Annotated in this window: 13 protein-coding genes and 1 tRNA gene; 13 read left to right on the top strand and 1 reads right to left on the bottom strand. The window is 54.3% G+C overall.

Annotated features, from left to right (window positions below; all coding sequences use genetic code 11):
• Positions 1-26: 26 nt before the first annotated feature.
• The 11 genes from GF423_RS02145 to GF423_RS02095 all read left to right on the top strand — a co-directional run bounded on the left by GF423_RS02145 (position 27) and on the right by GF423_RS02095 (position 8,521).
• Positions 27-704 (top strand): zinc metallopeptidase, encoded by a 678-nt coding sequence (locus tag GF423_RS02145; RefSeq protein WP_154326823.1) that lies wholly within the window; start codon positions 27-29, stop codon positions 702-704.
• Between the two features lie 220 nt (positions 705-924).
• A complete protein-coding gene (gene hisS / locus GF423_RS02140; protein WP_154326822.1) occupies positions 925-2,286 on the top strand; it encodes a histidine--tRNA ligase in 1,362 nt (453 codons plus the stop codon).
• Positions 2,287-2,446: 160 nt separating this feature from the next.
• Complete coding sequence (locus GF423_RS02135; protein ID WP_154326821.1) at positions 2,447-3,130, top strand: Crp/Fnr family transcriptional regulator; 684 nt, start codon at positions 2,447-2,449, stop codon at positions 3,128-3,130.
• 23 nt (positions 3,131-3,153) lie between these two features.
• A complete protein-coding gene (locus GF423_RS02130) occupies positions 3,154-3,402 on the top strand; it encodes a TIGR03905 family TSCPD domain-containing protein (RefSeq protein WP_154326820.1) in 249 nt (82 codons plus the stop codon).
• An 18-nt stretch (positions 3,403-3,420) separates the two neighbouring features.
• Positions 3,421-4,011 (top strand): uracil-DNA glycosylase family protein, encoded by a 591-nt coding sequence (locus tag GF423_RS02125; protein ID WP_154326819.1) that lies wholly within the window; start codon positions 3,421-3,423, stop codon positions 4,009-4,011.
• Positions 4,012-4,056: 45 nt separating this feature from the next.
• Complete coding sequence (locus tag GF423_RS02120) at positions 4,057-4,827, top strand: DedA family protein (protein ID WP_235911788.1); 771 nt, start codon at positions 4,057-4,059, stop codon at positions 4,825-4,827.
• 13 nt (positions 4,828-4,840) lie between these two features.
• A complete protein-coding gene (rpe, locus tag GF423_RS02115) occupies positions 4,841-5,485 on the top strand; it encodes a ribulose-phosphate 3-epimerase (RefSeq protein WP_154326818.1) in 645 nt (214 codons plus the stop codon).
• 90 nt (positions 5,486-5,575) lie between these two features.
• Positions 5,576-5,661 (top strand) — tRNA-Ser (locus tag GF423_RS02110).
• Positions 5,662-5,959: 298 nt separating this feature from the next.
• Positions 5,960-7,063, top strand: a complete 1,104-nt coding sequence (locus GF423_RS02105; protein ID WP_154326817.1) for an AAA family ATPase — start codon at positions 5,960-5,962, stop codon at positions 7,061-7,063.
• Positions 7,064-7,128: 65 nt separating this feature from the next.
• Positions 7,129-8,133 carry a YihY/virulence factor BrkB family protein gene (locus tag GF423_RS02100; RefSeq protein WP_206113331.1) on the top strand — a complete coding sequence of 335 codons (1,005 nt, stop codon included), beginning with the start codon at positions 7,129-7,131 and terminating at the stop codon, positions 8,131-8,133.
• Position 8,134: 1 nt separating this feature from the next.
• Entirely contained in the window at positions 8,135-8,521 is a 387-nt protein-coding gene (locus GF423_RS02095; RefSeq protein WP_154326815.1) for a Rid family detoxifying hydrolase, read from the top strand.
• A 97-nt stretch (positions 8,522-8,618) separates the two neighbouring features.
• On the opposite strand, the gene lon is transcribed toward GF423_RS02095, so the two are convergent.
• Positions 8,619-11,081, bottom strand: a complete 2,463-nt coding sequence (gene lon / locus GF423_RS02090) for an endopeptidase La (protein ID WP_394367039.1) — start codon at positions 11,079-11,081, stop codon at positions 8,619-8,621.
• A 266-nt stretch (positions 11,082-11,347) separates the two neighbouring features.
• Between lon and GF423_RS02085 the strand changes: the two genes are divergently transcribed.
• Positions 11,348-11,623, top strand: coding sequence for a co-chaperone GroES (locus GF423_RS02085; RefSeq protein ID WP_154326814.1), 276 nt, complete (start codon positions 11,348-11,350; stop codon positions 11,621-11,623).
• 90 nt (positions 11,624-11,713) lie between these two features.
• Positions 11,714-13,342, top strand: a complete 1,629-nt coding sequence (gene groL, locus GF423_RS02080; RefSeq protein ID WP_154326813.1) for a chaperonin GroEL — start codon at positions 11,714-11,716, stop codon at positions 13,340-13,342.
• Positions 13,343-13,369: the final 27 nt, after the last annotated feature.

Raw genomic sequence — 13,369 nt, 5'->3', positions numbered from 1 at the left:
TTCTTCAATCTAAAAAAAAGAAAGCTATGATATACCTTATCTTTATTGCGATTACGATTTTGAGCTATTCCGTTCAACAATCGTTGAAAAGCAAGTTCCAAAAGTATTCCCGCATCCCCATTGGCGGTGGCATGCGTGGCCAGGATGTGGCACGGCGCATGCTCAGCGACAATCGCATCGCCGGCGTGCAGGTCACAAGCACACGTGGCACCCTGACCGATTTTTACAATCCTTCCAATCTCACAGTCAACTTGAGCGAGGGTGTGTATGAGGCCAATAGCGTTGCCGCGGCCGCCGTGGCAGCTCACGAGTGCGGCCATGCCGTGCAGCATGCCACTGGCTACGGCCCGTTGCGGTTGCGCACGGCACTGGTGCCGGCGGTCGAGTTTGCAAGCCAGTGGGTCACTTGGGTTATTCTTGCAGGCATCCTGCTGGTGCAGGTGTTCCCGGCCGTTTTGGGCATTGGGGTGGCACTGTTTGCTGTCACCACACTGTTTAGTTTCATCACCTTGCCGGTCGAGATCGACGCCAGCCGCCGTGCCATTCAGTGGCTTGAACGGTCGGGTATCACACAAGGCGAAACAACCGCGATGGCCAAAGACGCCTTGCGCTCGGCTGCCTACACCTATGTGGTCGCTGCCCTGGGTTCGCTTGCCACGCTGGTATACTATGCAATGATTTTCTTTGGTAACCGACGCGACTGAGATCTTGTCTTGAACGTTGGATATAGAGTGTTACGCTGCGTCTCGGGAATGCAAAAATCAAAAACAAGTTCCCCCCCGATTTTGCATTTCGCTCGACTTGCAGTAACTTTGGATAAGTTACGCTGCGTCTCGGGAATGCAAAAATCAAAAACAAGTTATTGATTTTGCATTTCGCTCGACTTGCAGTAACTTTGCACAAGAAAAACAATATATAAAAGAAATGGCACAAAAACCTACAATTCCTAAGGGTACAAGAGACTTCTCGCCAATCCAAATGGCGAAGCGCAATTATATTTTCAACACTATCAAAGATGTGTTTCTCCTCTATGGTTATCAGCAGATCGAGACTCCGGCTATGGAGAACTTGTCGACGCTGATGGGCAAGTATGGCGACGAGGGCGACAAGCTCTTGTTCAAGGTGCTCAACAGCGGCGACTACCTCAAGAAGGTGCCTGGCGAGCTGCTTTCCAGCCGCGACCACGTCCACATGATTCCCTGCATCAGCGAGAAGGGCTTGCGCTACGACTTGACGGTGCCTTTTGCCCGCTATGTGGTCATGCACCGCGACGAGCTGCAGTTCCCGTTCAAGCGCTTCCAGATTCAGCCCGTGTGGCGTGCCGACCGCCCGCAGAAAGGCCGCTATCGCGAGTTTTACCAGTGCGATGCCGATGTGGTGGGCAGCGACTCGCTCATCAACGAGATTGAACTCTTGGCCATGATCGACGAGGTGTTTAAGCGCTTCGGGGTCAACATTGTCATCAAGGTCAACAACCGCAAGGTGCTCAGTGGCATTGCCGATGTGATAGGTGCCCCCGACAAGCTCGTCGACATCACTGTTGCTATCGACAAGATCGACAAGATAGGCATCGACAATGTGAACGAGGAGCTCAAGGAGAAAGGCCTGAGCCAGGAGGCTGTCGACCAGCTTGAACCGCTGTTGAACCTGAAGGGCTCTAATGCGCAGAAGCTCGACACGCTTGAGCAACTCCTTGCTGTGAGCGAAACCGGCAAGAAGGGCGTCGAGGAGTTGCGTTTTGTGCTCGGCCATGTCGAGCAGCTGGGCCTCAAGGCCACTGTCGAGCTTGATGTGTCGCTTGCAAGAGGCTTGAACTACTACACCGGCACCATTCTCGAGGTGAAGGCTTGCGATGTGGAGATGGGGAGTATCACTGGCGGCGGACGCTATGATAACCTGACTGGCGTCTTCGGCATGCCTGGCACTTCGGGTGTGGGCATCAGTTTCGGTGCCGACCGCATCTATGATGTGCTCAACACGCTCGACTTGTATCCTTCCGACACCATTTCTTCGACCAAGGTGCTGTTTGTAAACTTCGGTCAGAAAGAGGCTGCGGCTTCCCTGCACTACGTCATGCAGTTGAGAGCCCGCGGCATCTCGGCCGAGCTTTTCCCCGACAATGCTAAGATGAAGAAACAGCTGAGCTATGCCAACGGCAAGCATGTGCCCTATGTGGCAATGGTGGGCGAGACCGAAATGGCCAGTGGCACAATTACCCTAAAAAATATGGAAACGGGCGAGCAGAGCAATCTCTCGCTTGACCAGGTGGTCGACATGGTGAAGTGATCTCTTGTCGCGTTTCACACCATCATGGCGCCGTTAGAGTGTTTCTAATGGCGCTTTTTGCATAATTTAAGTTAAATTCAACCTGTAACATATCGTGAAATGCGCCTAAATTATTAATTTTGCAACGTGAAATGTTAAAAAACATAGGAGAAATGCCGCAATGGACAACATGTTTGAACAATTGATGAATCTCCCGTTGTTTCAAGGTGTGAGTCACGAGCATCTTGAAAACCTCATAGAAAAATTGCCGTTTCATTTCTTGAAATTTAAGGATGGCGATCGCATCATTCAAGCCAGAGAGGAGTGCACCCACTTGCGTTTCATTGTCTCGGGCACGGTGAGGGCAGTGACGGCGAGCGAAGTGTCGCGTTTCAGTGTCAGCCAGCGTGTCGATGCCCCCAACGTGATAGGGCCCAATTATCTCTTCGGGCGTCACACACATTATCCCTACGATGTGTATGCTGTGGGCACCACGGGCATCTTGCAGTTGCGCAAGTGCGACTACATGACCATCTTGCAGTCCGACGAGGTCTTTCTCTTCAATATCTTAAACTACCTTTCCCACCTGTCGCAGAAGCAAACCTACAGCCTGCTCTCGCAGTCACGCGGCATGATTGCCGAGCGCCTGGCCAGGCTCATCTTGTACTTGACAGGCCCCAGCTCCTATGATATTGTGCTTCATTTCAAGCAGAAAGACCTGTGCATGTTGCTCGGCGCCAGGCGCACCTCGCTGGTGAATGCCATCGACGAGCTCGAAGCCAGGGGAGTGATTTCACATGCCGCCGGGGCGATCAATGTGCTCGACCGCAGTGCACTGGTCAGGTTTATGAAGCACGACAGCTAACGTGGTTTTATTTCTTAATTGGTATGGCAAAATACAGATATTATACACAAGGCACCTGCTCCTCGCAAATCGACCTCGATGTCGACGACAACGGCGTGATTCAGGATGTAGCTTTTACGGGCGGATGCAATGGCAACCTGCAAGGCATCTCTCGTCTTGTGAAAGGCATGAGTAGAGAAGAGGCAATTGCAAAACTCGCGGGCATCAAGTGCGGCAACAAGCCCACATCGTGCCCCGACCAGCTGGCACAAGCCCTGAAGCAGATGCCATAAAAAAAACAGCAATCCACTATGAGCGAAGAGATAAGGATAGAGTCGCATCCTTTCCCACCGTTTCTGCCCCCTGAGACCCGTGTGCTCATGCTCGGCACTTTCCCGCCCAAGAGCTCGCGGTGGTCGATGCCGTTTTTCTACCCCAACAAGATCAACGACATGTGGCGCGTGATGGGAATTGTGTTCTACAACAATAAAAACCAGTTTTGGGACGACGCCAACAAGCAGTTTCGGCTCCCTGCCATCAAGCGCTTTCTCGAGCAAAAGCACATAGGCATGTGGGACACTGCTGCACGTGTGCGCCGACTCAAGGACAATGCAAGCGACAAGTATCTTGAAATTGTAGAGACCATCGACCTGGCCAGCTTCCTGCACCGGCAGCCCACGATACAGGCCATCGTCACAACAGGCGAGAAGGCCTCGAGCGTGATTGCCGGCAAGGTGGGCGTCGACGTGCCCAAGATAGGCGTGCCGGTGGCCTGCGACTACGGCGGCCACCGCTTCTGGTTCTATCGCATGCCTTCTACCTCGCGGGCCTATCCCTTGCCGCTCGAGAAAAAGGCACAGGCCTATGGGCACATGTTTGCCAGTTTAGGTTATGTGCTTTGATCTTTTTTTACTACTTTTGCGTTATCATCTAAGAATAATTTTTTTATGAAGAAACATTATAAGCTCACCATTGCTGTCGTCTTGCTTGTGGCCGTCGTTGCTGCGATTGCTTATTGTGCAGCCAACTATAGTTTTAGCGCCCGTGATCTCTATGAGTGGTACAAGGAGCACATGACCTATGCCGTCATCGCCTTGCTCATGGGCATCGAGAGCTCGATAGTGCCCCTGCCCAGCGAGGTGGTGGTGCCGCCGGCAGCCTACTTCTCGTTGCAGGCTCACAGCCAGCTCGAGATTTTCATGGTCATGGTCACTGCCACTGTGGGCGCCTACGTGGGGTCGATTGTCAACTATGTGCTCTCGATGATCATAGGGCGCCCGCTCATCTACGCCTTTGCCGACAGCAAGGTGGGGCACATGTTCATGCTCAACAGCGACAAGCTCAGGCATGCCGAGGACTACTTCCAGCGCAAGGGCAGCGTTGCCATCTTCCTGGGCCGTCTTCTGCCAGCAGTGAGGCATCTCATTTCAATCCCGGCTGGCATGTCGAAGATGAACTTCCTCAAGTTCAGCGTCTACACCATCCTGGGTGCCGGTGTGTGGAACGCTGTGCTGTCGGGCTTTGGCTACATGCTGTATCTGGTTGTGCCCGACGATGCCCAGCTCTTCGACGCCCTTGAGCACTACAACGAGTATCTCAAGGCAGCCGGCTACGGCCTCATCCTGCTCATCGTTGTCTACCTTGTGGTGAGGCACTACAAGAAGAAACGCAGCAAGCAGCTGGCAGCAAGAGAAGAAAACACCGAATCTCAACATTAAATAACTGCTCATCATGAAAGTCTCTCCTTCAGTACTATCGGCCGATTTCGGCAATCTTGCCCGCGATATCCAGATGATCAACGACAGCAAAGCCAGCATGTTGCATCTCGATGTCATGGACGGCGTGTTTGTTCCCAACATCTCGTTTGGCTTCCCTGTCATCAAGCACATCCAGGCGCTCAGCACCAAGCCGCTCGATGTGCACCTCATGATTGTCGACCCCGACAAGTTTGTAACTCAGGTGCGCGATTGCGGCGCGGCGCTCATGACGGTGCACTACGAGGCCTGCACCCATCTCAACAGGGTGGTGCAGCACATTCACGACGCTGGCATGAAGGCTGGTGTCGCCCTCAATCCTGCCACGCCGGTGGCCCTGCTGCGCGACATTGTGGCCTGTGTCGACCTCGTGCTGCTCATGTCGGTCAACCCAGGCTTTGGCGGGCAAAAGTTTATTGCCGGAGTGCTCGACAAGATTGCCGAGCTCAAGCAGCTCATGGCCCAGAAACATGCTCATGCATTGATTGAGGTGGATGGCGGCGTCAATGCCGAGACTGGAAAGGCGCTCGCCCAGGCTGGAGCCGACATGGTCGTTTCGGGCAATTACCTGTTCAAATCTCCCGACCCGCAGCACGCTATCGAGCTTTTGAACGATTTGTAGCAATTTTTCCACCCAAAAATTTGTCACTGCCGATAAAAATCGCTAATTTTGCACCCGCAATCGCGAAATATCGAGATTGCACTTGACCAAGGAAAGTTGCCGGAGTGGTCGATCGGGGCGGTCTCGAAAACCGTTGACCCTTCGTGGGTCCGGGGGTTCGAATCCCTCACTTTCCGCAACAAGAGTTTTTAAACTACGAGGGAACAATCCACAGGTTGTTCCCTTTTTTCTTGTGCCTGTGTTCCGCCTCTCGGCCGAAATCAGCGGAACAGGATTGCACCGTCGACTTGGTCTAAGCTTTCCTTTGGCGCTTCAATGCTCAGGTCGCCCTCGAGCGGGGCAAGTGCGGGCTCAATCTTGTGCATCGAGTCAAAATTTTTTTTGACGACATCATCACCACACACCCAAAGAAACAGTGTGAAAAATCTCAGTTTTTACTTATCTTTGTACATTAATTATTGATAATGTGTTTTTATGACTGAGATTAAGAAAATAGTGCTCACAGGCGGCCCTTGCGCCGGCAAGACTACTGCGCTTGTCAAGATCATCGAGCATTTCTCAAGCCTGGGCTTCAAGGTTTTCACAATACCCGAGGTGCCCACCATGTTTACACAGGCGGGCATGGACTATCTCACCAAGAACAAAGACTTCTTCTATGAGGGCGAGAAAGCCACTCTTGAGGAGCAAATAGGGCTTGAGAACAAGTTCTACCGCATGGCCCAGACTTGCAAGGAGCCAGTAATCATCGTGTGCGACCGTGGCACGATGGACATATCGGCCTACATGTCGCCCGAGATGTGGGACAGTATCACCAAGGCCGTGGGCACGAGCACGAGCGAGTTGCGCTCGCGCTACGATGCTGTGTTTCACCTGGTCTCGGCTGCCGACGGTGCCGAGCAGTACTACACCTTGAGCACCAATGCGCAGCGCCTCGAGAAACCCGATGCTCAGGGCTTGGCCATTGCACGCGATCTCGACAAGAAGGTCATCAACGCATGGTCGGGGCATCCTCACCACCGCATCATCAACAATCACGACGACTTCAACAAGAAGATACAACGAGTCATCTACGAGATAAGTGCTGTGCTCGGCCTGCCACAGCCCATCGAGAACGAGGGCAAGTATCTTGTTGAGCTCACTGGCGAGATACCTGATTGCATCGAGAGCGAAATCACCCAGACCTACCTCTCGGCCGACCCTGGCGTGGAAGTGCGTCTGCGCCGTCGCACCTGGAATGGCAAGACTGTGATCATTCACCACACCCGCACCCGCATCTCGGCCACCGAGCAAATCGAGACCGAGCGCCCCATAAGCAACAACCTCTACCGCTCGCTCATGAAGCAGGCCGATCCCTATCGCACCACAATACGCAAAAACCGCAAGAGTTTTGTGTGGAAGGGACAGTCGTTTGAGCTCGACACCTACAAGGAGCCGTGCCGGGGCCTTCAGATTCTGGAGTGCAAGGGTGTGCCCAGCCTGCCCGAGGACAAGTTCCCGCCATTTATCCATGTGGTGAAAGACATCACGGGCAACAAGGACTACTACAACTACAACATGGCGCTCAAAAAGCCAGTGTAGCTGCACACCTTGCAATCGGTTTAAATTGTGTTGCTGCCATGTCGTTGCGTGCCCACATATCACACTTGTCAAGCTGCGCCCGCTCGCTCTACCGCTATTGCACGGGCGAGGTGCGGCACGACACGAGCGGCAAGTGGTGGGTGAGGGCATTGATGACCGTCAACCTGATGGTGAGCAAGTTTCTCGACAAGCGCTTGCAAGACACGGCCTGCAACCTCACCTATCGCACCGTGCTGGCTACCGTGCCGGCACTGGCCATGCTTTTTGCCATAGGGCGCGGCTTTGGCTTTCAAAATCTCATGCAGAGTGAGCTCATGCGCTATTTCCCTGCTCAGCGCAGGGCGCTGCACGAGGCTTCACAATTTGTCGACAGCTACCTCTTGCATGCCTCTCAAGGCCTCTTTGTGGGCATTGGCATCGTGTTCATGCTGTGGACGCTCATCTCGCTCATGGGCAACGTGGAAAGTGCCTTCAACCGTATATGGGGCGTGCCTCGCGACAGGGCTTTGGCTCGCAAGGTGGTCGACTACACGGCCTTTCTCGTCATCATTCCAGTCACGCTCGTTTGTTCGGCTGGCATTCAGATTGTGCTTTCCTCGACGTTGAACAATGCCTTGAGTGCGTCGTCGCTCATCTCGCCCCTTGTGCACCGGCTGCTCGACTTCACACCCATTGTGCTTGAGTGGATAGCCTTTGTTGTGGCATTCAAACTCATCCCCAACACCCAGGTGTCGTTCAAGTGTGCCCTCGCCTCGGGCTTGGTCTCGGGCACGGTGTTCTACTTGGTGGAGTGGCTCTTTGTCTCGGGCCAGATTTATGTGTCCAACTACAACGCCATCTATGGCAGCTTTGCCTTTGTGCTCCTGCTGCTGGTGTGGTTGCAGCTCTCGTGGCTCATTGTGCTTGCCGGCTGCGTGCTCACCTACGCCTTGCAGCACAACGGCGACCATCGCGACAGCGACGGCCTCGACGCGATGCAGCAGGAGTACCTCGACCGCATGGGGCAAGCCAGCGAGCGCATCATCGACTCGTTGCGCGACAAGTATCACGACAATAAAAACAATTCATAATATGAAACAAAAAGTAATAGCCAACAATGCCCCGGCCGAGATAGGGGCCTACAGCAATGCCATCAAGGTGGGTAATTTTGTGTTTGTTTCCGGTCAGTTGCCCGTCAATCCCGAGACAGGCGAGATGCCCCGCGGCTTGCAGGCACAGACGTTGCAGGTCATCGAGAACGTGCGCCGCATTCTTGCCGATGCCGGAGCCACGCTCGACGATGTGGTCAAGACCACGGTGCTGCTCAACGAGATGTTCCAGTTCAGCGAGGTGAACGAGATCTACGCCCGTGAGTTCACTGCTCCTTACCCGGCCCGTACGTCGTTTGCCGTGCAGGAGCTGCCCCGCCAGGCCCTTGTGAGCCTCGATGTGGTGGCTGTGATCGACCACGACGAGTAGAGCGCACTCATCTCTATTCTATAAACACAAGAGGACCCGCACGTTTTGTGCAGGTCCTCTTGTGCTTGCGATGGGGGGAGAATTGCCTCGGCACAGGCTACAACGCGATGGCGTCGTTCACCTTCTCGGGCAACAAGGCATAGTCGATTACGTCCTTGATGGTGTCAACATAGTGGAATGTCAAGCCCTTGAGATACATTTCCTTGATCTCATCGATGTCGCGCTTGTTTTCCTTGCACAGCACAATGTCGGTGATGCCGGCTCGCTTGGCGGCCAGTATCTTCTCCTTGATGCCGCCCACTGGCAGCACCTTGCCGCGCAGCGTGATCTCGCCGGTCATGGCCAGGCGGCCGCGCACCTTGCGCTGGGTGAACGACGACACGAGCGAGGTTACCATGGTCACACCCGCCGAGGGACCGTCTTTGGGAATGGCGCCCTCAGGCACGTGAATGTGCACATTGTACTTGTCGAAGAGCTGGTAGTCGATGCCAAACTGCTGGCTGTGTGCCTTGATATATTCCAGCGCAATCACTGCCGACTCTTTCATCACGTCGCCAAGGTTGCCGGTGAGCGTGAGTTTCTCGCCGCTCTTGCCCGCACGGGAGAGCGACGACTCGATATAGAGGATTTCGCCTCCCACCGCCGTCCAGGCCAGTCCGGTCACCACGCCGGCAAAGTCGTTGCCCTCGTAGTTGTCGCTGTGATACTCCTCGGCGCCCAAGAAACCTTTCAAGTCCTTGGGCAAGATGGTGGTGGGGTAGTCGGCTTCGCCCTGAGCCTTGAGGCGTGCTATCTTGCGCAGCAGTTTCCCTATTTTCTTTTCCAGCTCTCGCACACCGCTCTCGCGCGTGTATTTCTCGATGATGGCAGCCAGCGTCTCCTTGGGAAACTTGATTTCGCGGGGCTCAAGCCCGTTTTCCTCGAGCTGCTTGGGCACCAGGTGGCGGCGTGCAATCTCTATTTTCTCCTCGGCGATGTAGCCGTTTATTTCTATCACCTCCATGCGGTCGAGCAGGGGCTGCGATATCGTCTGCAAGTTGTTGGCAGTTGCAATGAAGAGCACCTTCGACAGGTCGTAGTCGATGTCGATATAGTTGTCGTGGAAGTGGCTGTTCTGCTCAGGGTCGAGTACCTCGAGCAATGCCGACGCTGGGTCACCCTTGAAGTCTTGCCCCACCTTGTCGATCTCGTCGAGCACAATCACCGGGTTGCTGGTTTCGCACTTGCCCAGGGCTTCCATGATGCGGCCCGGCATGGCGCCTATATAGGTGCGGCGATGCCCTCTTATCTCGGCCTCGTCGTGAAGACCGCCCAGCGAAATGCGGGCATACTTGCGGTTGAGCGCCTCGGCTATCGACCGGCCCAGCGAGGTCTTGCCCACGCCTGGAGGGCCGTAGAGGCACAGGATGGGCGCCTTGAGGTCGCCTCGCAGCTTGAGCACCGACAAGTGCTCGAGAATGCGGTCTTTCACCTTCTCCAGGCCGTAGTGGTCGCGGTTGAGCTTGGCCTCGACGCGCTTGAGGTTGAAGTTGTCCTTGGAGTAGTTCTCCCAAGGCAGGTTGAGCAGTGTGTCGAGGTAGCTGTACTGCACCGAGTAGTCGGGCGACTGCGGGTTGAGCCGTTCCAGCTTCTTCAGCTCCTTGTCGAACCACTGCTGGGCCTTGTCGCTCCATTTCTTGGTCTTGGCACGTTCTTTGAGCTTGGCGCTGTCGTTGCCGTCGTTGCCCAGCTCTTCCTGTATGGTACGTATCTGTTGCTGCAAGAACACCTCGCGCTGCTGTTGCGACAGGTCTTCGCGGGTGCGTGAGGTGATGTTGGCCTTGAGCTCCACCAGCTGGTCTTCTCGCGTGAGAAAGCTGTAAAGCATGTAGGCGCGTTTCTTCACGTCGCGCTCTTCGAGCATGAGCTGTTTCTGCCGCGGCTCAAAGGGCACGTTGCTTGCCAGGAAATCAATCATGTAGAACGGACTGTCGATATTTTTCACAGCAAACGACAACTCTTGTGCGCTGTTGCCCATGTTGCCCAGCATGTGGAAGGTCACTTCCTTTATCGATTGCATGAGCACGTTGAATTCCTTGTCGCTCTTCTTGGGATGCGTGTCGTCGAGTTTGGTCACGTGGCCGCGCAGGTAGGGCTCGGTCTGCGTGATGGCATCCAGACTCATCACGGCAAGCCCCTGCAGTATCACGTTGGTAGAATTGTCGGGCAGCTCGAGCACCTTGATGATGTCGGCCACAACACCCACGCGGTACAGGTCGCCCAGTTGTGGGTCGTCGACCTTGCTGTTGACCTGGCACACCACGCCTATATGGCTCTTGCTGCGCATGGCCTCTTTTACAAGGGCCATCGACTTGTCACGGCCTATCACAATGGGCAGCGCCATGCCCGGGAAGAGCACCATGTTGCGCAGTGGCAGTATGGGCAGGTTGGCCAGTTGCTCGGCACTCAGCTGGTTGTCGCTGTCGGCAGGGCTGTTGTGCACCTCGGCAAATATGGGCATCACATGTGTAGCCATGCCATCGCCCCCCTCGTTGTCTATGTCGTTGAAAAAATCAATCATTTTTTGTTCGATTCCATTTTTAGGGCTACAAAATTACTCATTTTAAATCAATATTTCAAAGAAAATCGCAGCAGCTCCTCGAGGCTGCATGTTGCCGGCTGCGGCTCTTGGAAATTTTGTCAGTCGGCAAGGCTGACAAAATGGCCGTGACAGCTGGCCCGTGGCACGTTGGCACATTTTGTGCAGCAATACTTGTGAATTTGGTAACACAAGTTCGCTTGTCAATGACAAAACAAAAAACAAAATTATAAAAACATTTTCCAATTATGACAATCAAACCATTAAGTGACCGTGTTCTTATCGAACCGGCTAAAGCCGAAGAAGTTACAGCAGGTGGTATTATTATCCCCGATAGTGCAAAAGAGAAGCCATTGAAAGGTACAGTGAAAGCTGTGGGCAATGGCACCAAAGATGAAGAAATGGTCGTCAAGGAAGGCGATACTGTGCTCTATGGCAAGTATGCCGGTACCGAGATTGAAGTCGATGGCAAGAAACTGCTCATGATGCGCCAGAGCGATATCCTGGGCATCATCAACGAGTAGTAGTAGTAGGCTGCACGCTTGCTTAATTCCTACATCTTTATATTATCTTAACAACTAAATTCTTTTTATTCAACAGGAGACTAAATCATTATGGCTAAAGAAATAAAATTTGACATCAAGGCCCGCGAGGCTCTCAAGAAAGGTGTTGACCAACTGAGCAACGCCGTTAAGGTTACACTTGGTCCTAAGGGACGCAATGTGATTCTCGACAAGAAGTTTGGTGCTCCGCACATCACCAAGGACGGTGTGAGCGTGGCACGTGAAGTGGAGCTCGACGACGAGTTTGAAAACATAGGTGCACAGCTGGTCAAGGAAGTTGCTTCCAAGACCAACGACGATGCCGGCGACGGTACCACTACTGCCACTGTGCTCGCCCAGGCTATTGTGACCGAAGGCCTGCGCAACGTTGAGGCTGGAGCCAACCCCATGGACCTCAAGCGCGGTATCGACAAGGCTGTGGCCAAGGTGGTTGAGAGCATCAAGGAGCAGTCGCAGGAAGTGGGCGACGACTTCAGCAAGATCGAGAATGTGGCCCGCGTGAGTGCCAACGGCGATGCCAAGATTGGTGAGCTCATTGCCGAGGCTATGAAGAAGGTGAAGAAAGATGGCGTGATCACCGTTGAGGAAGCCAAGGGTACCGATACCCACGTCGACGTGGTCGAGGGTATGCAGTTCGATCGTGGCTACATCTCGCCCTACTTTGTGACCAACAGCGAGAAGATGGCTTGCGAGATGGAGCACCCCTACATCCTGATCTACGACAAGAAGATCTCGGTGCTCAAAGATATGCTTCCGATTCTTGAGCAGACTGCCCAGAGCGGCCGCCCGTTGCTCATCATCGCCGAGGATGTCGACAGCGAGGCTCTCGCAACACTGGTTGTCAACCGCCTGCGTGGTTCGTTGAAGGTGTGCGCTGTCAAGGCTCCTGGCTTTGGCGATCGTCGCAAGGAGATGCTCGAGGATATCGCTATCCTCACCGGCGGCCTTGTCATCAGCGAGGACAAGGGCATCAAGCTCGACGGTGCTACCATGGACATGCTGGGCAGCGCCGAGAAGGTGACCGTGACCAAGGAGAACACGACTGTCGTGAACGGTGCCGGTGCCAAGGAGAACATCAAGGAGCGTGTGGCTCAAATACGCACCCAAATCGAGAACACCAAGTCGACCTACGACAAGGAGAAACTGCAAGAGCGTCTGGCTAAGCTCGCCGGCGGTGTGGCAGTGCTCTACATTGGTGCACCCAGCGAGGTTGAGATGAAGGAGAAGAAGGACCGTGTCGACGATGCACTGAGCGCTACTCGTGCAGCTGTGGCCGAGGGTATCGTGCCTGGCGGCGGCGTGGCCTACATACGCAGCATCGACGCTCTCGAAGGCCTCAAGGGTGAGAACGACGACGAGACTACAGGTATCCACATCGTGAAGCGCGCCATCGAGGAGCCCCTGCGCCAAATCGTGAACAATGCCGGCCTTGAGGGTGCTGTGGTTGTCAACGAGGTGCGCAACGGCAAGGGCGACTATGGTTACAACGCCCGCACCGAGAAATATGAGAATCTTTTTGAGACGGGTGTCATCGACCCGGCCAAGGTTGCCCGCATCGCTCTTGAGAATGCTGCCTCTATCGCAGGCATGTTCCTCACGACCGAGTGTGTGATTGCCGAGAAGAAAGAGCCCCAGCCTGCAGCTCCTGCAGCTCAGCCAGGCATGGGCGGCATGATGTAATGTCACAATATCGTCAGCACAAGTGAC

Origin of the sequence: Sodaliphilus pleomorphus, from assembly GCF_009676955.1 — a bacterium.
Taxonomy (GTDB): Bacteria; Bacteroidota; Bacteroidia; order Bacteroidales; family Muribaculaceae; genus Sodaliphilus; species Sodaliphilus pleomorphus.
The sequence above is the reverse complement of the archived record's forward strand: the minus strand, read 5'-3'. Positions and strand labels throughout refer to the sequence as shown.